Annotated in this window: 19 protein-coding genes; 9 read left to right on the top strand and 10 right to left on the bottom strand. The window is 64.2% G+C overall.

What is annotated here, in order from left to right; translation table 11 throughout:
* The first annotated feature begins 150 nt into the window (after nucleotides 1–150).
* From AB7M33_RS26335 to AB7M33_RS26310, 6 genes are read left to right on the top strand one after another with little or no spacing between them, the layout of a single operon-like run.
* Nucleotides 151–3,618: a response regulator gene (locus tag AB7M33_RS26335; RefSeq protein ID WP_454244002.1), complete on the top strand. Its 3,468-nt coding sequence runs from the start codon at nucleotides 151–153 to the stop codon at nucleotides 3,616–3,618.
* A complete protein-coding gene (locus AB7M33_RS26330) occupies nucleotides 3,615–4,436 on the top strand; it encodes a CheR family methyltransferase (RefSeq protein ID WP_027593720.1) in 822 nt (273 codons plus the stop codon). Before AB7M33_RS26335 ends, AB7M33_RS26330 begins: the two co-directional genes overlap by 4 nt.
* Entirely contained in the window at nucleotides 4,433–5,008 is a 576-nt protein-coding gene (locus tag AB7M33_RS26325; protein ID WP_454244001.1) for a chemotaxis protein CheB, read from the top strand. Before AB7M33_RS26330 ends, AB7M33_RS26325 begins: the two co-directional genes overlap by 4 nt.
* Complete coding sequence (locus AB7M33_RS26320; RefSeq protein WP_099429782.1) at nucleotides 5,002–6,228, top strand: hybrid sensor histidine kinase/response regulator; 1,227 nt, start codon at nucleotides 5,002–5,004, stop codon at nucleotides 6,226–6,228. Before AB7M33_RS26325 ends, AB7M33_RS26320 begins: the two co-directional genes overlap by 7 nt.
* 44 nt (nucleotides 6,229–6,272) lie before the next feature.
* Entirely contained in the window at nucleotides 6,273–6,650 is a 378-nt protein-coding gene (locus AB7M33_RS26315; RefSeq protein WP_099429781.1) for a response regulator, read from the top strand.
* A 24-nt stretch (nucleotides 6,651–6,674) separates the two neighbouring features.
* Nucleotides 6,675–6,914 carry a hypothetical protein gene (locus AB7M33_RS26310; protein ID WP_454244000.1) on the top strand — a complete coding sequence of 80 codons (240 nt, stop codon included), beginning with the start codon at nucleotides 6,675–6,677 and terminating at the stop codon, nucleotides 6,912–6,914.
* A 3-nt stretch (nucleotides 6,915–6,917) separates the two neighbouring features.
* Here the strand turns inward: AB7M33_RS26310 and AB7M33_RS26305 are convergent, their stop codons facing one another.
* From AB7M33_RS26305 to AB7M33_RS26295, 3 genes are read right to left on the bottom strand one after another with little or no spacing between them, the layout of a single operon-like run.
* A complete protein-coding gene (locus tag AB7M33_RS26305) occupies nucleotides 6,918–7,505 on the bottom strand; it encodes a TetR/AcrR family transcriptional regulator (RefSeq protein ID WP_265967340.1) in 588 nt (195 codons plus the stop codon).
* Nucleotides 7,506–7,517: 12 nt separating this feature from the next.
* Nucleotides 7,518–8,366: a 3-hydroxybutyryl-CoA dehydrogenase gene (locus AB7M33_RS26300; protein WP_454243999.1), complete on the bottom strand. Its 849-nt coding sequence runs from the start codon at nucleotides 8,364–8,366 to the stop codon at nucleotides 7,518–7,520.
* Between the two features lie 12 nt (nucleotides 8,367–8,378).
* Nucleotides 8,379–9,563: an acetyl-CoA C-acyltransferase family protein gene (locus AB7M33_RS26295; RefSeq protein WP_454243998.1), complete on the bottom strand. Its 1,185-nt coding sequence runs from the start codon at nucleotides 9,561–9,563 to the stop codon at nucleotides 8,379–8,381.
* A gap of 168 nt (nucleotides 9,564–9,731) precedes the next feature.
* On the opposite strand from AB7M33_RS26295, the gene AB7M33_RS26290 reads away from it, so the two are divergent.
* Nucleotides 9,732–10,748: an AraC family transcriptional regulator gene (locus AB7M33_RS26290; RefSeq protein ID WP_099429779.1), complete on the top strand. Its 1,017-nt coding sequence runs from the start codon at nucleotides 9,732–9,734 to the stop codon at nucleotides 10,746–10,748.
* A 10-nt stretch (nucleotides 10,749–10,758) separates the two neighbouring features.
* Here AB7M33_RS26290 and AB7M33_RS26285 read toward each other — a convergent pair whose 3' ends face one another.
* Nucleotides 10,759–11,196, bottom strand: a complete 438-nt coding sequence (locus AB7M33_RS26285) for a carboxymuconolactone decarboxylase family protein (RefSeq protein WP_027593712.1) — start codon at nucleotides 11,194–11,196, stop codon at nucleotides 10,759–10,761.
* Nucleotides 11,197–11,395: 199 nt separating this feature from the next.
* Between AB7M33_RS26285 and AB7M33_RS26280 the strand changes: the two genes are divergently transcribed.
* Together AB7M33_RS26280 and AB7M33_RS26275 are read left to right on the top strand one after the other, a co-directional pair.
* Nucleotides 11,396–11,854, top strand: coding sequence for a nucleoside deaminase (locus AB7M33_RS26280; protein ID WP_099429778.1), 459 nt, complete (start codon nucleotides 11,396–11,398; stop codon nucleotides 11,852–11,854).
* The gene (locus AB7M33_RS26275) at nucleotides 11,851–13,047 is read left to right on the top strand and encodes a cyanate transporter (protein ID WP_454243997.1); all 1,197 of its coding nucleotides are present in this window, start codon (nucleotides 11,851–11,853) and stop codon (nucleotides 13,045–13,047) included. Before AB7M33_RS26280 ends, AB7M33_RS26275 begins: the two co-directional genes overlap by 4 nt.
* Here the strand turns inward: AB7M33_RS26275 and pdxR are convergent.
* From pdxR to AB7M33_RS26245, 6 genes are all read right to left on the bottom strand, one after another.
* Nucleotides 13,040–14,473, bottom strand: coding sequence for a MocR-like pyridoxine biosynthesis transcription factor PdxR (pdxR, locus tag AB7M33_RS26270; RefSeq protein WP_027593709.1), 1,434 nt, complete (start codon nucleotides 14,471–14,473; stop codon nucleotides 13,040–13,042). The genes AB7M33_RS26275 and pdxR overlap by 8 nt on opposite strands.
* A 77-nt stretch (nucleotides 14,474–14,550) precedes the next feature.
* Nucleotides 14,551–14,889, bottom strand: a complete 339-nt coding sequence (locus AB7M33_RS26265) for a hypothetical protein (RefSeq protein ID WP_027593708.1) — start codon at nucleotides 14,887–14,889, stop codon at nucleotides 14,551–14,553.
* A 383-nt stretch (nucleotides 14,890–15,272) separates the two neighbouring features.
* On the bottom strand, nucleotides 15,273–16,502 hold the full coding sequence (gene glcF, locus AB7M33_RS26260) for a glycolate oxidase subunit GlcF (protein WP_454243996.1): 1,230 nt from the start codon (nucleotides 16,500–16,502) through the stop codon (nucleotides 15,273–15,275).
* A gap of 9 nt (nucleotides 16,503–16,511) precedes the next feature.
* Nucleotides 16,512–17,564, bottom strand: coding sequence for a glycolate oxidase subunit GlcE (glcE, locus tag AB7M33_RS26255; protein WP_454243995.1), 1,053 nt, complete (start codon nucleotides 17,562–17,564; stop codon nucleotides 16,512–16,514).
* On the bottom strand, nucleotides 17,564–19,063 hold the full coding sequence (gene glcD, locus AB7M33_RS26250) for a glycolate oxidase subunit GlcD (RefSeq protein WP_454243994.1): 1,500 nt from the start codon (nucleotides 19,061–19,063) through the stop codon (nucleotides 17,564–17,566). The genes glcE and glcD overlap by 1 nt, the downstream gene beginning before the upstream one ends.
* 132 nt (nucleotides 19,064–19,195) lie before the next feature.
* Nucleotides 19,196–19,513 (bottom strand): DUF2388 domain-containing protein, encoded by a 318-nt coding sequence (locus AB7M33_RS26245; protein ID WP_099429773.1) that lies wholly within the window; start codon nucleotides 19,511–19,513, stop codon nucleotides 19,196–19,198.
* Nucleotides 19,514–19,645 lie beyond the last annotated feature (132 nt).

Raw genomic sequence — 19,645 nt, 5'->3', positions numbered from 1 at the left:
CGCCTGCAACCTTCAAATGCTGGCTAAATGCCCTGCCAGAGCCAGCAAAGCTGGTTAGACTCGCTATTACCGGTGAGCGCGGCGGCAGACAATTATAACGGTCTTGGTGCCACACTTTTTCATGGATTCTTTTCGCTCGGGCGTTTTCAGATGATTCAAGTAGCCTCGATTGACCAGCAAAGCTTTCGCAAGCTGCTGAGTCGCAATATCGGCCTGCCCCTTGGGGTCGGCCTGCTGGGCGCAGTGGCGTTCGTCGCGGTGATCAACTACCTGCTCTCGGCCATGCAGTGGGTCGAGCATACGGACCGCGTGATCGGCAATGCCAACGAAACGGTCAAGCTGTCGATCGACATGGAAACCGGCATGCGCGGCTTCCTGATCACCGGCGACGAACGCTTTCTCGACCCTTACGAGGTGGCCAAGCCGAAAATTCTCGGCAGCCTGCAGACTTTGCGCGGCATGGTCGAGGACAACCCGCAGCAGGTTGACCGTATCGATCGGCTGTTGGCCCTGCAAAAGGCCTGGAATGACTTCGGCAGCGAGATGATTACCCTGCGCCGCAGCGAGGGCAATTACCAGGCATCGATCGGCAATGGGCGCGGCAAGCGCATCACCGATGAAATCCGCAAGGAATTCGAAGGCCTGATCGACACTGAACAGCAACTGCGCATGGCCCGCAACGAGAAAGTCAGCTCGGTCACCGTGACCGCGATCTCGGCCTTCGTGCTGTTCATCGTCGGCCTCAGCGCCTTGCTGGCCTACCTCGGGCGCCGCGACCTGCTGGCGCTGTCGAGCAGCTATGACGAAAACCTGCAGGCCCAGCAGCGTGCGGCCGAGCGCCTGGAGCACCAGGCCTGGTTGCGTAATGGCCAGACCCAGTTGGCCCAACAGGTGCTGGGGCAGCTGACCCTGCCCATGCTGGGCGACAATATCCTGCGCTTCTTTGCTACGTACTTGGGCAGCGTGGTGGGCGCGGTGTATGCGCGCGACGAACATGGCCGCCTGGTGCGCGTGGCCACCTATGGCCTGAGCGCCGAGGAGCAGGCCCGTGAGCAGATCAAAGGCGACCACGATGGCCTGTTGGCCCAGGCCGTGCGCGAAGGCCGGCTGTTGTGCCTCGACGACCTGCCCGAAGACTACTACCGCCTGAGCTCGGGCCTCGGCAATGGCTTGCCGCGCAGTGCATTGCTGATGCCCGCCACCGATGATGGGCAGATCAATGGTGTGATCGAGCTGGGCTTCCTGCGCCCCTTGCAGCCGCGCGATGAAGAGCTGATGGAGCGGGTCGGCGGCAACCTTGGCATGTCCATCGAGAGTGCGCGTTATCGCCAGCGCCTGCAGGAAGTGCTGGCCGAGACCCAACAGTTGAACGAAGAGCTGCAAGTGCAGCAGGAAGAGCTGAAAACCGCCAACGAAGAACTCGAAGAGCAATCACGGGTGCTCAAGGAATCCCAGGCCCACCTGGAAACTCAACAGGCCGAGCTTGAACAGACCAACGAACAACTGTCCGAGCGCACCGACGCCCTGGACCGCAAGAACGATGAACTCAGCCAGGCCCAGCAAGAGTTGCAGGCCCGCGCCGACGACCTGCAGCGTTCGAGCAAGTACAAGTCTGAGTTCCTCGCCAACATGTCCCACGAGCTGCGCACGCCGCTGAACAGCTCGTTGATCCTGGCCAAGTTGCTGGCCGAGAACGGCGAAGGCAACCTTAGCGCCGAGCAGGTCAAGTTCGCCGAATCGATCTACTCGGCGGGCAATGACCTGCTGAACCTGATCAACGACATTCTCGACATCGCCAAGGTCGAAGCCGGCAAGCTCGAAGTGCGCCCTGAGACCACTCAGCTGGAGCGCCTGGTCGAAGGCCTGCGCGGCATGTTCCTGCCGCTGGCCGAGCACAAAGGCCTGGCCTTCGAGGTCAAGGTCGAGCCGCAGGTGCCAGTGACGCTGTTCACCGACCGTCAACGGCTGGAGCAGATCCTCAAGAACCTGCTGTCCAACGCCATCAAGTTCACCGACCACGGTCAGGTCAGCATGACCATCAGCCACCAGGCGGGTACCGGCATCATCTTCGCCGTCCGTGACTCTGGTATCGGCATTGCCGCCGACCAGCAGCAGGCGATCTTCGGCGCCTTCCACCAGGTCGACGGCAGCAGCAACCGGCGTTATGGCGGCACCGGCCTGGGCCTGTCGATTTCGCGTGACCTGGCGCACCTGCTGGGCGGGCAGATCAACGTTGAGAGCAACCCGGGGCAGGGCAGCGTGTTCAGCCTGGTCATGCCCGAACGCTACGAACATGAGGGCGAGGAAGTCGAGGCCCTGAGCCTGCGCCCTGCGGTAGACACTCTGCCGCCAGCGCCCAAGGCGTCCAACGCCGTGGCGCCGAAACTGCCAGCACCGACCTTTGCCGATGACCGCGAGCGGGCCCCCTTCAATAACCGCTGCATCCTGGTGATCGAGGACGAGCCGAACTTCGCCCGCATCCTCTTCGACCTGGCCCACGAGCTGGGTTACAGCTGCTTGGTGGCGCATGGCGCCGACGAGGGCTTTGCGCTGGCGTCCCAGTACATCCCCGATGCCATCCTGCTGGACATGCGCCTGCCCGATCATTCTGGCCTCACCGTGCTGCAGCGCCTCAAGGAGCTGGCCGGCACGCGGCATATTCCGGTGCACATCATTTCGGTGGAGGATCGCGTCGAAGCGGCCATGCACATGGGCGCCGTGGGCTACGCGGTCAAGCCGGCCAGCCGCGAAGAACTCAAGGAAGTGTTCGCCCGCCTGGAAGCCAAACTGACCCAGAAGCTCAAGCACATCCTGCTGGTGGAGGACGACGACCTGCAGCGCGAGAGCATTGCCCGCCTGATCGGCGATGACGATGTCGAGATCACCGCCGTGGCCATGGCCCAGGACGCCTTGGCGCTGCTGCGCGAGAACATCTACGACTGCATGATCATCGACCTCAAGCTGCCCGACATGCTCGGCAACGAGCTGCTCAAGCGCATGACTGCCGAGGACATCCGGTCATTCCCGCCGGTGATCGTCTACACCGGGCGCAACCTCACCCGCGAAGAAGAAACCGACCTGCTCAAGTATTCGCGCTCGATCATCATCAAGGGCGCCCGTTCGCCGGAGCGCCTGCTCGACGAAGTGACGCTGTTCCTGCACAAAGTCGAATCGCAGTTGTCCCATGAGCGCCAGCGCATGCTCAAGACCGCGCGCAGCCGCGACAAGGTCTTCGAGGGGCGCAAAGTGCTGCTAGTGGATGACGATGTGCGTAATATCTTCGCCCTCACCAGTGCCCTGGAGCACAAGGGCGCCATCGTCGAGATCGGCCGTAATGGGCGTGAAGCCATCGAGCGCCTGGAGCAGCATGACGACATCGACTTGGTGCTGATGGATGTGATGATGCCGGAGATGGACGGCTTCGAGGCTACCCGGCTGATCCGCCAGCAACCGCGCTGGCGCAAGCTGCCGATCATCGCCGTGACCGCCAAGGCGATGAAGGATGACCAGCAGCGTTGCCTGCAGGCTGGCGCCAATGATTACCTGGCCAAACCGATCGACCTGGACCGCCTGTTCTCGTTGATCCGTGTATGGCTGCCGCAACTGGAGCGAATTTGACTAGCGAGCGCAACACCGACATCGAGATCCGGCTGCTGATCGAGGCGATCTACCTCAAGTACAGCTACGATTTCCGCAACTACTCCGGCGCTTCGATCAAGCGCCGGATCCTGCATGCCCTGCGCCAGTTCGACTGCCTGACGGTGTCGGCGTTGCAAGAGCGGGTGCTGCACGACCCGGGCATGTTCATGCAGTTGTTGCAGTTCCTGACGATCCCGGTCAGCGAGATGTTCCGCGACCCGAGCCACTTCCTGGCCCTGCGCAACGAAGTGGTGCCGCTGTTGCGGACCTGGCCGTCGATCAAGATCTGGGTCGCGGGCTGCAGCACCGGTGAAGAGGTGTACTCGATGGCCATCCTGCTGCGTGAGGAAGGCCTGCTTGAGCGCACCATCATTTATGCCACCGACATCAACCCGCATTCGCTGGACCGGGCCAAGCAGGGTATCTACTCGATGCAAAGCATGCGCGAGTATGAAGAAAACTACCGCCTGGCCGGTGGCCGCCGTGACTTTGCCGAGTACTACACCGCCGCCTATGGCAACGCCATCATGGACAGCAGCCTGCGCGACAACGTGACCTTCGCCGACCACAGCCTGGCCACCGACAGCGTGTTCTCCGAGACCCAGCTGGTGTCGTGCCGCAATGTGCTGATCTACTTCAACAAAGACCTGCAAGACCGGGCCTTGGGCCTGTTTCATGAATCCCTCTGCCACCGGGGCTTCCTGGTGTTGGGCAGCAAGGAGTCGGTAGACTTTTCGGCCTACAGCCAGCGTTTCGAGCCGCTGGTGAAGCCGGAACGGATCTACCGTAAGACATGAACGGCGCACGGGCAGTGGTGATGGGGGCCTCGGCTGGCGGTGTGGCGGCCTTGTTCCAGGTGCTCGGTGCGCTGCCGTCGGCGTTCGCCATCCCGGTATTGTGCGTGCTGCACTTGCCGGACGGGCGGCACAGCCAGCTGGCCGAGGTGCTGCAAAGGCGGCTGCAGCGCCCCGTGCGCGAGGCCACTGACAAGGAACGGATCAGCGCTGGGATGATCTACGTTGCTGGGCCGGGGTACCACCTCTCGGTGGAGCGTGACCTGACGCTGTCGTTGAGCCAGGAAGCGCCGGTGCACTTCTCGCGCCCGGCCATCGACTTCCTGTTCATGTCGGCGTCCGATGCCTACGGCACCAGCCTGCTTGGCGTGCTGCTGACCGGTGCCAATGAGGATGGCGCCGCGGGCCTGGCCTACATCAACAACAATGGGGGCCGCACGATTGTTCAGGACCCCCGCGACGCACAGGTCGCGCTGATGCCGGAAGCCGCCTTGGCCCTGCACCAGCCCGACCATATCCTTACTCTGAGTGGTATCGGGCAATTGCTCGCGACCCTGGAAACAAGCGCATGCTAAGCCACACCATCGCCAAACTGCTGATCGTCGACGACCTGCCGGAAAACCTGCTGGCGCTCGATGCCCTGATCCAGGGCGAAGACCGCGAGGTGCACCAGGCCCAGTCTGCGGAAGCGGCGTTGTCGCTGCTGCTCGAGCACGAATTTGCGCTGGCCATCCTCGATGTGCAAATGCCAGGCATGAATGGTTTCGAGCTGGCCGAGTTGATGCGCGGCACGGAAAAGACCAAGAACATCCCGATCGTGTTCGTCAGTGCGGCGGGGCGCGAGATGAATTATGCCTTCAAGGGCTATGAAAGCGGGGCCGTGGACTTTTTGCACAAGCCGCTCGACACCTTGGCAGTGAAGAGCAAGGTCTCAGTGTTCGTCGACCTGTTCCGACAGCGCAAGGTGCTTGGTCGGCAACTGGAAGCCCTGGAGCGTAGCCGTCAGGAGCAGGAGGTGCTGCTGGGCCAGTTGGAACTGGCGCGGTGCGAGCTGGAGCATGCAGTGCGCATGCGCGACGACTTCATGTCGATCGTCTCCCACGAGGTGCGTACGCCACTCAATGGCCTGATTCTGGAAACCCAGCTGCGCAAGATGCACCTGGCACGGGGCAACCTGGAGGCCTTCAGCGCAGACAAGCTGCAGGCCATGGTCGAGCGTGACGAGCGGCAGATCAACAGCCTGATCCGGCTGATTGAAGACATGCTGGACGTCTCGCGCATCCGCACCGGCAAGTTGTCGCTGCGGCCCAGGGTGTTCGATATCGGCCAACTGGTGCGCGGCCTGGTGGAAAACTTCAGCGCCCAGGCCACCGCGCTGGAAACCCATATCGCGCTGCAACGTTGTGAAACGTTGCAGGGTGAGTGGGACGAATTTCGGATTGAACAAGTGGTGGCCAACCTGTTGTCCAATGCCTTGCGTTACGGTGAACGAAAACCGGTGCAGGTGCGGGTGTTCGCTGAGGACGGCATGGCCTGGGTGCAGGTGCAGGATCACGGCATTGGCATCAGCGCCGTCAACCAGCAGCGCATTTTCCAGCAGTTCGAGCGGGTCGCAGCACACCAGGCCAGCGGCGGGCTGGGGTTGGGGCTGTACATCTCCGAGCAGATCGTCCAGGCCCACGGCGGGCGGATTCTGGTGGACAGCGAGGAAGGCGAGGGCGCCACATTCACGTTGCAATTGCCGCTGGCAACGTTCAAAGAACAAAACGACCAGGCGCGGGCAACCTCTGCGTAAGCCTGGGGTCAGATGGCCAACTGTAAGAATTTCAAGGCGTTATCATGAGTGAAGATGCACAAGATGTGGTGCTGGTGGTCGAGGACGAGCCGGCGATTCGGATGATTTTGCGCGACTACCTGGCCGGCGAGGGGTATCACGTGCTGGTGGCCGAAGACGGCGAGCAGGCGTTCAAGATCCTGGCGAGCAAGCCGCACCTGGACCTGATGGTCACCGATTTTCGATTGCCAGGGGGCATCTCTGGGGTGGATATCGCCGAGCCCGCGGTAAAACTGCGGCCGGAGCTGAAGGTGATTTTCATCAGTGGCTACCCGGCGGAGATTCTCGAATCGGGCAGCCCGATCACGCGCAAGGCGCCGATCCTGGCCAAGCCGTTCGACCTGGATACCCTGCACGAGCAGATCCAGGCCCTGTTGCGCTGAGGCTACCCGGATGTAGGAGCAGCCTTGTGCTGCGAAGAGGCCATTGCAGCCACAGAAAAGCTGGTGCCCATGCCGGCCTCTTCGCAGCACAAGGCTGCTCCTACAAAAGCGTGCGTGATTGCAGCCACAGAAAAGCTGGTGCCCATGCCGGCCTCTTCGCAGCACAAGGCTGCTCCTACAAAAGCGCGCGCGATTGCAGCCATAGAACACCAGGTGACGATGCCGGCCTCTTCGCAGCGCAAGGCTGCTCCTACAAAAGCGTGAACGTTAGCGCAGGGTTCGCTCAATGCCTCCTAGCAACAGGCTTTCCATCAACCCCAGCCCTTCGCCTTCCGGCAGGCGCCGCGCCTGCAGCAGCCCTGGCAACTGGTTGAGCAACGTCGCCAGCACATGCGCGGTCGCCGCCAGTGCTTCGCCTTTGAGGCTTGCCCGCGGTGCAATCAGGTGCAGCACCCCGGTTTCGTAACGCCTGCGCAGCAGCAGCAGGCGCGCCTGTTGCGCTTCGCTCAAACAGCAAAAATCCCGCTCTGCCAGGCGAAACTGCAACGGCCGCTCGGCATGCAACTGCCAATGCGCCGCAATCAGGCACGACAACGCCGAACCACCCCGTGCCATGGCCCTGCGCCCAAGGTCCAGGGTCGCCTGCAGCTCCTCGTACAACTCTTCGATCAAGTCGTACAGCAGGTCCTGCTTGCTGGGGAAGTGGTGGTACAGCGAGCCCGCGGTCAGCCCGACGTGAGCCGCCAGTTCACGCATGCTGACCTGGCCGAAGCCCTTTTCGGCAAACAGCGCCATGGCCCGGTCACGTCGCTCTTCAAAATTGGCACAGCGCATTGCAGCGTTGACCGGGGGCATGGCACTTGCTCCTCAATAAGTGAAGAAACCGCGGCCGCTCTTGCGCCCCAGCCAACCGGCCGCGACCATTTCCTTGAGCAACGGCGCTGGGCGGTACTTGCTGTCACTGAAGCCCTCATGGAAGGCCTCCATGATTGCCAGCAGGGTATCCAGGCCGATCAGGTCGGCCAGTGCCAGTGGGCCGATCGGCTGGTTGCAGCCCAGGCGCATGCCAGTGTCGATGTCCTCGGCACTGGCCAGGCCTTCCTGGCGCACGAAGATCGCTTCGTTGATCATTGGCACCAGAATGCGGTTGACCACAAAACCTGGGCGATTGCCGGCGCTGATCGGGGTCTTGCCAACCTTCTCAGTCACCAGCAGGGCCTGGGCATAGGTGCTGTCGCTGGTCTGCAGGCCACGGATGATCTCGACCAGGGCCATCATCGGCACCGGGTTGAAGAAGTGCACACCGATGAACCGCTCAGGGTGCTCGATGCTCGCGGCCAATTGCGTGACCGACAACGACGAGGTGTTGGTGGCAATCAGGCAGTCGGCGGCCACGCTGGCTGCCACTTGCTGAAGGATGCGCTGCTTGAGCTGCAGGTTTTCGGTGGCTGCCTCGATCACCAACTGCGCGCCACTGAGTTGCGCGTAGTCGGTGCTGGTGCGGATGCGGGTTTTCGCCGCCTCGGCCTTTTCGGCGTCGAGCGTGCCTTTGCTGACCTGGCGCTCGAGGTTCTTGCGCAAGGTGGCCACGCCACGCTCCAGCGCGGCATCGGCAACGTCCACCAGCAGCACGTGATAGCCCGCCACGGCGCACACCTGGGCAATGCCGTTGCCCATGGTGCCCGCGCCGATCACGGCAATCTGTTCGATGTTCATGTGTCAGTTTCCTCAGACGCGCTCGAAGACCACGGCGATGCCTTGGCCGCCGCCAATGCACATGGTGGCCAGGGCGTAGCGGCCCTGAATGCGGTGCAGTTCATAGATGGCCTTGGTGGCGATGATCGCGCCGGTGGCGCCGACCGGGTGGCCGAGGGAGATACCCGAACCGTTCGGGTTGACCTTTTCCGGGTCGAAGCCGAGCTCGCGGGCCACGGCGCAGGCCTGGGCGGCGAAGGCTTCGTTGGACTCGATCACGTCCAGGTCCTGGATGCTCAGGCCGGTTTTTTCCAGCACCTTGCGGGTTGCCGGGATCGGCCCCAGGCCCATCAGCTCGGGCTCGACGCCGGCATGGGCGTAGCCCACCAGGCGTGCCAGCGGTTTCAGGCCCAGGCGGCGCACGGCGTCACCATTGGCCAGCACCAGGCCGGCCGCGCCGTCGTTGATGCCACTGGCATTGCCGGCGGTGACGGTGCCGTCTTTCTTGAACACGGTCTTCATGCCCGCCAGCTGCTCGGCGGTGACATCACCACGCACATGCTCGTCGACGCTGAACTGTACGCTGCCTTTGCGGGTTTTCAGTTCCAGTGGGACGATCTGGCTGGTGAAGCGGCCTTCGGCAATGGCACGTGCGGCGCGGCGCTGGCTGGTCAGGGCCAGCTCGTCCTGCATTTCACGGGTGATGCCGTGTTTGGCCGAGACGTTTTCGGCCGTGATGCCCATGTGGAAGTGTTCGAAGGGGTCTTGCAGCACGCCGACCGTGTAGTCAATACCTTGCAGGTCGCCCATGCGTGCGCCCCAGCGGGCTTGTGGCAGCAGGTACGGGCCGCGGCTCATGGACTCGGCGCCCGCCGCCAGGGCCACATCGGTGTCGCCGAGCAGCAGGCACTGTGCCGCCGAGACAATGGCCTGCAGGCCCGAGCCGCACAGGCGGTTGACGTTGAACGCCGGGGTTTCCTTGGGGATGCCAGCGTTCATCGCTGCAACCCGCGCCAGGTAGGCATCACGGGGCTCGGTGGGGATCACGCTGCCCATCACCACATGGCCGATTTGCCCGGCGTCCACGCCCGCGCGTTCGATGGCGGCACGGGTTACGGCGGTGGCGAGGTCGGCCAGCGGCAGGTCCTTGAGGGAACCGCCAAAGCCACCAATGGCTGAACGGACGGCACTGACGACGTAAATTTCTGCGCTGCTCATAGGGGCTCCAATTGCGAAGGCATGGCGGGACCGGGCCTGGCTCTGCGAGAATGGCGGGCGATCCCTTCGTTCATCCGAGTCTAGGCAAAGGCTCTGTCAGAGCCTATGCCGGATCTGTTCAATCAACCTGGCACTTTTTGCCACTCAGCATAGACAGCGAAATCCGCCATGCGCGATAGCGATACGGTCGCCGTGTACTTCCTCGAAGCCATGCTTCATGCCCTGCGCGAACGCCCGGACGTGCGCGATGCACACCTGCGTGCGGTCGGTATCGACCCGCAACTGCTCGAGCAGCCCCAGGCCCGCGTGCCGGCCAAGGCATTCGCCCAGCTGTGGCTGGCCCTGATCCAGCTGTTGGACGACGAGTTTTTCTGCCTTGACAGCCACGGCATGCCGCTGGGCAGCTTTGCCCTGATCTGCCGTGGCCTGATTCAGGAGCCGAACCTGGAAAAGGCCTTGCGTCAGTGCATGGGCGGTTTTGGCCTGTTTCTGCGTGACCTGCGCGGCAGCCTCACGCTACGCGGCGGCAGGGCGGTGATCAGCGTGCAGTCGAGCATTGCCGACCCGGTTACGCGTGTGTATGCCGAAGAAACCTACCTGGTGCTGATGATCGGCTTGCTGTGCTGGCTGGCAGGGCGGCGCATTGCCATCGACCGCACCGAGCTTGCGGTATCGCGCCCTGCGCAGGACGATGACCTGCTGCTGTGGGGGCCTGACCTGCGCCTGGGCAGTGGGCGTACCGAAGTGGAGTTCGACAGTGCCTACCTGCGCCTGCCGGTGGTGCAGGACCTGCCGGCCTTGAAGACCTTTTTGCGCAGCGCCCCCCAAGGCCTGGTCATTCGCTTTCGCAACCAGAACGGCCTGGTGGCCGAGGTGTATCGCCACCTACGCGCACGCCGCTACGGGCAATGGCCGACGTTGGCCGCGTTGGCCCAGGTGCAGGGAATCAGCGCCAGTACGTTCCGCCGTCAGCTGGAGCGGGAGGGGCGTTCGTACCAGCAGATAAAGGACGAAGTACGCCGGGCGATGGCCTTCGAGCACTTGCGCGAAGGGGTGCTGAGCATCGCCGAGGTTGCCGAGCAGGCCGGGTTCCAGGAGCCCAGTGCATTCCACCGGGCGTTCAAGAAATGGACCGGGCAGAGCCCCGGCAGCTATCGAGCCAAGTTGACCGGGCGCAGTGGCTAAGCCGACACCATCAGGCCGGCACCATCGCAAAGCCGACGCCGAAGCGGTTCCAGGCATTGATGGTGGCGATGGCCAGCGTCAGGTTGACCACTTCCTGCGGCTCGAAATGCGCTTGCAGCGCTTCGTATTCCGGTTGTGGCGCACCGCGCTCCGGCAGCCGGGTCAGGCACTCTACCCACGCCAGTGCGGCACGTTCACGCGCAGTGAAGTAGGCGGTTTCCTGCCACACGCTCAGCGTTTGCAGGCGTGCTTCGGTTTCGCCGGCCTGGCGTGCGTCATTGGCATGCATGTTGACGCAGTAGGCGCAGCCGTTGATCTGCGAAGCGCGCAGGCGCACCAGTTCGAGCAGTGAATTCTCCAGGCCGCACTTGGCCAGGGCCTGTTCCAGGCCGACCATGGCTTTGTAGGCTTCCGGTGCGTGCTTGGCCCATTCAATACGTGTGTTCATGGTGTTCTCCAGAAGGTGTTGGGTGGACATGGCGCTACCTTAGCGCTGTGCAGCGATCAGCCCGATAGCCAATCGCACACTTTGCCCGGAGGCCAATCGGGCCATTCAGGTGCCCACTGAGGGGCATCCAATCTCTTCATTTCTGCCGGGGCCGGCAAGCCGGGATAATGGCCAGGTCTTGCAGAAGGAGTACCGATTCATGTCCGAAGAACGCTATATGCGCGAAGCACTCGAACTGGCCCGCACCAACATCCAGGCCGGTGGCCGGCCCTTTGGAGCGGTGCTGGTCTATCAGGGGCAGGTGGTGGCGCGCGCGGTCAACGAGATCCACAGCACCCAGGACCCGACCGCCCATGCCGAGATGCAGGCCATCCGCAAGGCCGCGCATGCCTTGGGCCAGGCTCGTCTGGACGGTGCCGAGGTCTACGCCAGCGGTCACCCGTGCCCGATGTGCCTGGCGGCCATGCACCTGTGCGGCATCGAGCGTGCCTGGTTCGCTTATGACAACGATGAAGGCGAGCCTTACGGCTTGTCCACCGCTGCGGTGTATGCGCAGATGGCGCGCCCACCGCAACAGCAGAGCCTGCCGTTGCGGCCGCTGAAACCCAGTGGCGAAGCCGGCCTGTACCTTGAGTGGAAGCAGGCCAACACGCAATGAGAACTGCCTTGAATCTGTTGCTGGTGGTGCTGCTGGCGCTGAACTTGCGCCCGATCCTCACCAGCGTCGGGCCGCTGCTCGAACCCATGCGCGCCAGCACCGGCCTGGGCTACCAGCAGGCCGCACTGCTGACCGCGCTGCCCGTGTTGTGCATGGGCCTGGTGCCGTTGTTGCAACCTTGGTTGCGGCGCTGGATCAGCGAACATGGCGGCATGCTCGCCGGCTTGTCGGCCATTGCGCTGGCGTGCTTGTGGCGCCTGCAACTGGACAGCGCCTGGGCATTGATTGCCAGCGCCGTGGTCGCCGGCCTCGGCGTGGCGGTGGTCCAGGGCATGATGCCGGGGTTGGTCAATCGTTGGTTCCCCACCCGCCTGGCTGGGGCCATGGGCATGTATTCCGCGGCCTTGATGAGTGGTGGCGGCCTGGCGGCGGTGCTTGGCCCGCATATCAGTGGGTACTTTGGCCATTGGCAGGCCGGGCTGGGCCTGTGGGCGATCCCGGCGCTTGTGGCGCTGCTGGCCTGGACGCTGCTGCGGCCACGGCAGGCTACGCCGACACTGGCGGGTGCCACAGACGGGCATTGGTTCGGCACCCGCCGTGCCTGGTTGCTGGCGGTGTATTTCGGCCTGATCAATGGAGGCTATACCAGCATGGTCGCCTGGCTGCCGGCCTATCACCTTGAGCACGGCGGGACCGCCCAGGGCGGTGGTGACCTGGTGGGGCTGATGACGATCTTCCAGGTTGCCGGCGCGCTGGGGCTGCCGTTGTTGCTGCGCCGCTGGGTGGACCGTCGGCCTGGGTTGTGGCTGGCGCTTTCGATCCAGCTGGCCGGCTTCCTTGGGCTGCTGCTGGCGCCCACGCTGAGCATGGGCGTGTGGGTGGCGATGATCGGCTTTGGCCTGGGGGCGTGCTTCAGCCAGAGCCTGACACTGACCCTGGAGCACCTGAAAACACCCGCCGAAGCGGGGAGCCTGGCGGCCTTTGTTCAAGGGATCGGCTTCATCATTACCGGGATCGTGCCGTACATCACGGGCTGGTTGCGCGACGTCAGTGGCGACTTCCAGGCGTCGTGGGTGCTGTTGACCGTGACCGTGGTGGCGATGTTGCTGGTGACGGCCTGTTTCGCGCCACGCGGCTACGCGGCAGCTATTGCCCGTTCGGTGCCGAACGGCCAGGCCGCGTCGGTCAGCTAAGGCGCTGCAGGGTATCGCGAACACGGTCGAGGGCAGGGTCGATGTCGAGCAGTTCGATGGCGCCGAAGCCCATTACCAGCCCAGGGCGCACAGGCACGTCACTGAAGAAGGGTGCCAGCGAGTAAAGGCCGACCTCCACCTTGCGTGCGAGGTTGGCCAGCAGTTCGACATCCACCCCCGGCTTGGCCAATGCGCTCAGGTGGAAACCGGCGCTGGCCGGCACGGCGCTGAACCAAGGCGCCAGGTCGCCGCCCAGGCGGGCGAGGATGCGCTCGCGGCGAGCACTGTAGACATCGTGACAGCGGCGGATGTGCTTGTTCAGGTGGCCCTCGCTGATGAAGCGCGCCAGCGCCCATTGCAGCAGGGTCGGGCTGTGCCAGTCGCTCAGGTGCTTGGCCACGCAGGCGGCCTTCAGCACCGCGGGCGGCAACACGGCGTAGCCCAGGCGCAGCTCCTGCAGCAGGGTCTTGGAGAAGGTCCCGACGTAGGCCACCAGGCCATGCCGGTCGAGGCGCTGCAAGGCGTCGGCGGGCGGCCCCTGGTAGCGGAATTCGCAGTCGTAATCGTCCTCGATGATCAACGCGCCAAGCTCGGCGGCGCGTGCCAATAACGCCCGCCTGCGCGGCTCGCTCATCGGCATGCCGAGGGGGAACTGGTGTGACGGGGTCACGTAGATCAGCCGCGTGCCGTCGGCGATCTGCTCGACGCACATCCCTTGATCATCGACCGGTATTGATTGCAGGCGTGCGCCCAAGGCCAGGAACAGTTGACGGGCCGGCGGGTAACCCGGGTCTTCCATGGCCACCGGGCAGCCCGGTTCGATCAGCACCCGGGCGATCAGGTCCAGCGCCTGTTGCGCGCCATTGCACACCAACACGTCCGCTGCGTTGCAATGCACGCCGCGGGCGTAGGCGATGTGGTGGGCGATGGCTTCACGCAGCTCAGGCAGCCCCTGGGCAGAGAACTGCCGTTCGGGGTGCCGCTGGCTGCGGCGCAGGGCGTAGTTCAGGCAGCTGCGCCACTGGTCGAATGGGAACTGCGTCTTGCTCGACGCACCGCCAACGAAGTCATAGCGCGACGGTGCTTGCAGTTGCGGCCTGCCCAGCACGGTCGCGCGTTGCTGCCAGCGTTCGAGGGATGCCGCAGCCGCCAAGGGGATGGCCGTTGCCTCGTTCGAACGCAGGGGGTGGCGCGGAGTGATGAACGTGCCACGGCCGACCACACCGCTGAGCAGGTTGTCATAGGTAAGCCTGGAGTACGCCTCGGCCACGGTCTTGCGCGACACGCCCAGTTGTTCGGCCAGCAGCCGGGTGGGTGGCAATTGGCTGCCGGCCGCCAGGTGGCCACTGTCGATGCCCGCGCGCAGTTGCTGGTAGAGCTGGTCGGCGAGGCCTTTACGGCCTTCCAGGCGGATGTGCAGTTCCATGAAACGATCCGGTGCGGGGGAGTGCTGAGGATAGCGGATCGCACTTCAACGTACAGTGCCAATGCACCGCGTTGTGCCTACAAGCGTGCCGTGCTGACCGTGATGTAGCCTTTGTCGGGCAGGGCGATGCGTATCACCGTTTCATCGGCCGGTGCCTTGTGTTTTTGCTTGATACGCACCCCGTCAACCGCAGCCGCTCGCATCCGGTGGGTGATGGCGCGGCCACTGGCGTCGAAGAAGGCTTCGCTGGCCAGCAGCTCGATGCGCTCGATCAACTGGCGGGTGCGCTCGTCGGTGGCACAGAAGAACAGCACACCCGACAGGTGCGGGTCGTCATCAGGGTTGCTGACCTTGTGGGCCAGCAGTTCACGCAGGGTGTGGCGCAGTTCGGCGGTGGGGCGAGCGGACTGGTGCATGCGGGGGGCCTCCTCTGAGTCGTCCAGAGGGGATCATGTTTTCAGCAGTCAGGCGCGACAAGTAGGGCATTTCTGACGTGGTTGTGGGGTATTTCTGAAAGTGTTCAGCCTTGGGATTTTCTGCGCTTATGAGATCGAGCGCCGCCCGCGCGGCGCTTCGCAGCACAAGGCTGCTCCCACATCTGTTTCGGGCCAGTTATTCCTATTCCATGGGCGCGCGGCCCCTTACCGCCCACCTCAATATCGAGTTGGACCAACAAGGCGGTCGCGCGCAAATATCACAGGCCTCACTGGCCCGAAACAGATGTGGGAGCAGCCTTGTGCTGCGATGCGCCGCGCGGGCGGCGCTCGATCTCCCAGGCGCTGCACATCTAACGTCATACCTATCCCGCCCCCAAACCCAAACCCGCATCAACAATTTCAACCCAATGCCGCACCGGCGTGCGCCCGGCCTCAGCAAGGTGGGCCTGGCAACCGATGTTGGCGGTAACAATGACTTGCGGCATGCCGCTCTCCAAGGCCTTCAATCGATTGTCCCGCAACTGCCGCGACAGCTCAGGCTGGGTCAGCGAATAGGTCCCCGCCGACCCACAGCACAAATGGCCATCCGGCACCGCGGTCAGGGTAAAACCGAGGCGAGTCAGCAGGCCTTCCACCGCACCGCCAAGCTTGAGCGCGTGCTGCAAGGTGCACGGACAATGAAAGGCTACACGCTGCTCGGCGCACAGCCCAAGCTGCTCGACCGGCGCTTCGCACAGCACTTCCACCAGGTCGCGAGACAAGGCACTGACCCGCGCCGCCTTGGCGGCATACCGCGGGTCCGCCTCCAGCAAGTGGCCGTAATCGCGCACGAACGCGCCGCAGCCGCTGGCCGTTTGCACGATGGCTTCAGCCCCCGCTTCGATGGCCGGCCACCAGGCGTCGATGTTGCGCCGGGCGCGGTCCAGGCCTTGGGCCTGGGCATTGAGGTGGTAATCCACCGCACCACAGCAACCGGCTTCGCGAATCGGTTCGACGCTGATCCCCAACCGGTCCAGCACGCGCGCGGCAGCGGCGTTGGTATTGGGCGACAGCGCTGGCTGCACGCAGCCTTCGAGCAACAGCACCCGGCGCGCATGCCGTGGCGCCGGCCGTACGCCGGGTGCGGTCACCTGGGCGGGCAGCTTGCTTTTCAGGGTTGCCGGCAGCACCGGGCGCAAGGCTTGCCCAGTGCGGCACAGGGCCTTGAACAGCGCAGGGCGCGGCACCACCGCCCGCAGCCCTCCCTGCAGCAGGCGCTGGCCAAGCGGGCGTGGCACTTGCTGTTCGACCACGGCGCGGCCGATGTCCAGCAAATCGTGATATTTCACGCCTGAAGGGCAGGTGGTTTCGCAGTTGCGGCAGGTCAGGCAGCGGTCCAGGTGCAGTTGCGTGCTGGCGGTGATTGGTGCGCCTTCGAGCACTTGTTTGATCAGGTAGATGCGCCCGCGTGGGCCATCCAGCTCGTCGCCGAGCAACTGATAGGTGGGGCAGGTGGCCGTGCAGAAACCGCAGTGCACGCAGCTACGCAGAATGCGTTCAGCCTCTTCGGCGCGGGGCAGGCGTTTGGCGGCTTCACTCAGGTTGGTTTGCATGGTGTGCCCTCATAGGTCTGGGTACAGGCGGCCCGGGTTGAAGATGCCCTGGGGGTCGAGCTGCTGCTTGAGGGCTTTGTGGTAGCGCAGCAGGGCGGCGGGCAACGGTGCGCTGCTCTGTTCGCCAGGTGCGTAGCAAGTGGCATGGCCGCCGACGTTGGCAACCGCTGCGCGAATCGACTCCACTGGCGCGCTCGACTTCAGCCAGCGTTGCGCGCCGCCCCAGTCGATCAGTTGCCGCCCGGGCAGGTTCAGCTCCCCGGTGGCGTTGGGCACGGACAGCCGCCACAGCGGTGCCGGGTCGTCAAAAAAAGCCAGGCGCTGCTCGCGCAGGGCGGTCCAGAAACAGCTGTCGAGCACGTCACCTCCCAGGCGTTGGCGTGCCGACTGCACCGAGCCTTCACCCCCTTCCAGGCGCAGGTACAGCGCCTCGCCGTCATGGCAGGCAGCGCTGATCGGCAGCGGCTGCTGGCCCCAGGCGGTAAGCGCCGCCAGCGCCTGGTGACGGTCCATCGGCAGGCATAGGCTCAGGCATTGGCGCGGGCGCGGCAGTACTTTCAGCGACACCTCGGTCAGCAGGCCAAGGCAACCGAAACTGCCGACCATTAGCCGCGAGACGTCATACCCGGCGACGTTCTTCATGACTTCACCACCGAAGCGCAGCAGCTTGCCGTGGCCAGTGATCACCCGGGTGCCGAGCACATGATCGCGCACCGCCCCGGCCCAGGGCCGGCGTGGCCCGGACAACCCCGCCGCAACGACACCGCCGAGGGTCGCTTCGGGGCCGAGGTGCGGGGGCTCGCAAGGCAGCATCTGGCCCGCCTCGTGCAGCGCTGCCTCGACTTCCTGCAGCGGCGTGCCGGCGCGTGCGGTCAGCACCAGTTCGGTGGGGTCGTAGCTGACGATACCGCGATGGCCGCGGGTATCGATGACTTCCCCGGCGACCGGGCAGCCGAGCATGGCCTTGCTGTTGCCGCCCTGGATTCGCAGCGGTGTGCCCAGGATCAGTGCCTGGTTGACCTGCTCCAGCAGGGCCTGGCTGATGTCGCGGTCCTTGCCCATCAGAAACGCTCCAGGTCAGGGAAGGGCAACTGCCCGTGGTGCACATGCATCGCGCCGAATTCGGCGCATCGGTGCAGGGTGGGGATGTTCTTGCCAGGGTTGAGCAACCCTTGTGGGTCGAAGGCGGCCTTCACGGCGTGGAACAGGGTGATTTCGTCGCTGTTGAACTGCGCGCACATCTGGTTGATCTTCTCCCGCCCGACGCCGTGCTCGCCGGTAATGCTGCCGCCTACCGCCACGCACAGTTCGAGGATCTTGCCGCCAATGGCCTCGGCGCGTTCCAGTTCGCCGGGCAGGTTGGCATCGAACAGGATCAGCGGGTGCATGTTGCCGTCGCCGGCATGGAACACATTGGCCACGCGCAAGCCGTACTGTTCGGACAGTGCGCTGATGCCCTTGAGTACGCGGGGCAACTCGCGGCGTGGGATGGTGCCATCCATGCAATAGTAGTCGGGTGAAATGCGCCCCACCGCCGGGAAGGCGTTCTTGCGCCCGGCCCAGAAGCGCGCGCGTTCTGCCTCGTCGCAGGCCAGCCGCACCTCGCGTGCGCCGGCTTGGGTCAGCACGGCCGCGACCCGCTCGCAGTCGTCATGCACATCGGCTTCGACACCATCGAGTTCGCACAGCAGGATCGCCGCGGCGTCCACGGGGTAGCCTGCGTGGATAAAGTCCTCGGCAGCGCGAATCGCCAGGTTGTCCATCATCTCCAGCCCGCCGGGGATGATCCCGGCGCCGATGATCTCGGCCACTGCCCTGCCGGCGTCCTCGACGCAGTCGAAGCTGGCGAGCAACACCCGCGCCACCTGGGGCCTGGGCAGCAACTTGACGGTCACTTCGGTGACGATGCCGAGCATGCCTTCGGAGCCGGTGAACAGAGCCAGCAGGTCGAAACCGGGGCTGTCGAGGGCGTCGCTGCCCAGTGTCAGGCGTTCACCTTCGACTGTGAGAATCTCCACCTTGAGCAGGTTGTGCACGGTCAAACCATACTTGAGGCAATGCACGCCCCCGGCATTTTCGGCCACATTGCCGCCGATGGAGCAGGCGATTTGCGAAGACGGGTCGGGGGCGTAGTACAGGCCATGGGGTGCGGCAGCCTGGGAGATCGCCAGGTTGCGTACCCCGGGCTGAACACGGGCGAAGCGCCCCTCGGGGTTTATCTCAAGAATGCGGTTGAAGCGCGCCATTACCAGCAGGATGCCTTTGGCCAATGGCAGGGCACCCCCGGACAGCCCGGTGCCGGCACCGCGCGCCACCACCGGTACGCCGCGTTGGTGGCAGAGTTGCAATAAGGTCTGAACCTGTTCTAGGCGTTCGGGCAGCACCACCAGCAGGGGCACCGTCCGGTAGGCGGAGAGGCCGTCACACTCGTAGGGTTTGAGGTCTTCTGCGCGATGAAGAATAGTCAGGTCCGGCAGCGCATCGCGAAGGGCCTTGAGCAGGGCGGGCAGGTCCACGTCAGGCAGCGCTCCATCGACCCGCTCGTCGTAGAGGATGTTCATGGGGCTCACTCGGCGGCAATTGTTATTGTCGTTGGAAGCGTATCACCCCTTCAGCCTGCGTGTGCCCGCAGCACACCCACGCCTGCTCAATCTGCAAAGAGAAGCAGGCGTGGGTGTGCGGCGGGCAAGGTTTCAATGATTTGCTACAGGATCGTCCTGGGAGAGAATGGCCCGGGCCAGTTCTTCGTCATTGGCCTGCAGGCCGGGGTGGTCCTTGCGTGCCTGTTCCAGCGCCGATTCCACGTAGGCGCCGCGGATAGCACCGCCGCTGGCGACGAAGGCAGACAGCTCGTCACGGGCCGGGATAATCCGTTTATCGTCCTTGAAGGTCGAATACAGCGAAGCGGAAACACCGGCCGAGGTGGCCACGTCGCCCGCATCGACGCGGGCCAGGGCAGCACCGGCAGGCAGCAGGAGCAGCAGCGCGGGGGCGAGGAATAGGTGGCGCATAGTGTGTTCTCCAGTAGCGTCAAGCCCAAGGAAATAAACCACTCACTGAGTAAGAGCGCTTGGGAGTGCGAGTAGTTCAATCTTTGCCTGGGGACTGCCGCACGCGCTGGACATGCACGGTTTTGCGTCTTG

The sequence above is a fragment of the Pseudomonas sp. Y3 TE3536 genome, assembly GCF_053629175.1.
The sequence above is the reverse complement of the archived record's forward strand: the minus strand, read 5'-3'. Positions and strand labels throughout refer to the sequence as shown.

What these genes read in the sequence shown, in the direction of transcription:
- AB7M33_RS26280 (WP_099429778.1), top strand. Translation starts at nt 11,396, where the DNA reads ATGTCCGAAGAACGCTATATGCGCGAAGCACTCGAACTGGCCCGCACC.
- pdxR (WP_027593709.1), bottom strand. Translation starts at nt 14,473, where the DNA reads ATGGAACTGCACATCCGCCTGGAAGGCCGTAAAGGCCTCGCCGACCAG.
- AB7M33_RS26275 (WP_454243997.1), top strand. Translation starts at nt 11,851, where the DNA reads ATGAGAACTGCCTTGAATCTGTTGCTGGTGGTGCTGCTGGCGCTGAAC.
- AB7M33_RS26295 (WP_454243998.1), bottom strand. Translation starts at nt 9,563, where the DNA reads ATGAGCAGCGCAGAAATTTACGTCGTCAGTGCCGTCCGTTCAGCCATT.
- glcE (WP_454243995.1), bottom strand. Translation starts at nt 17,564, where the DNA reads ATGGGCAAGGACCGCGACATCAGCCAGGCCCTGCTGGAGCAGGTCAAC.
- glcD (WP_454243994.1), bottom strand. Translation starts at nt 19,063, where the DNA reads ATGAACATCCTCTACGACGAGCGGGTCGATGGAGCGCTGCCTGACGTG.
- AB7M33_RS26245 (WP_099429773.1), bottom strand. Translation starts at nt 19,513, where the DNA reads ATGCGCCACCTATTCCTCGCCCCCGCGCTGCTGCTCCTGCTGCCTGCC.
- AB7M33_RS26335 (WP_454244002.1), top strand. Translation starts at nt 151, where the DNA reads ATGATTCAAGTAGCCTCGATTGACCAGCAAAGCTTTCGCAAGCTGCTG.
- glcF (WP_454243996.1), bottom strand. Translation starts at nt 16,502, where the DNA reads ATGCAAACCAACCTGAGTGAAGCCGCCAAACGCCTGCCCCGCGCCGAA.
- AB7M33_RS26320 (WP_099429782.1), top strand. Translation starts at nt 5,002, where the DNA reads ATGCTAAGCCACACCATCGCCAAACTGCTGATCGTCGACGACCTGCCG.
- AB7M33_RS26305 (WP_265967340.1), bottom strand. Translation starts at nt 7,505, where the DNA reads ATGCCCCCGGTCAACGCTGCAATGCGCTGTGCCAATTTTGAAGAGCGA.
- AB7M33_RS26325 (WP_454244001.1), top strand. Translation starts at nt 4,433, where the DNA reads ATGAACGGCGCACGGGCAGTGGTGATGGGGGCCTCGGCTGGCGGTGTG.
- AB7M33_RS26300 (WP_454243999.1), bottom strand. Translation starts at nt 8,366, where the DNA reads ATGAACATCGAACAGATTGCCGTGATCGGCGCGGGCACCATGGGCAAC.
- AB7M33_RS26285 (WP_027593712.1), bottom strand. Translation starts at nt 11,196, where the DNA reads ATGAACACACGTATTGAATGGGCCAAGCACGCACCGGAAGCCTACAAA.
- AB7M33_RS26290 (WP_099429779.1), top strand. Translation starts at nt 9,732, where the DNA reads ATGCGCGATAGCGATACGGTCGCCGTGTACTTCCTCGAAGCCATGCTT.
- AB7M33_RS26315 (WP_099429781.1), top strand. Translation starts at nt 6,273, where the DNA reads ATGAGTGAAGATGCACAAGATGTGGTGCTGGTGGTCGAGGACGAGCCG.
- AB7M33_RS26265 (WP_027593708.1), bottom strand. Translation starts at nt 14,889, where the DNA reads ATGCACCAGTCCGCTCGCCCCACCGCCGAACTGCGCCACACCCTGCGT.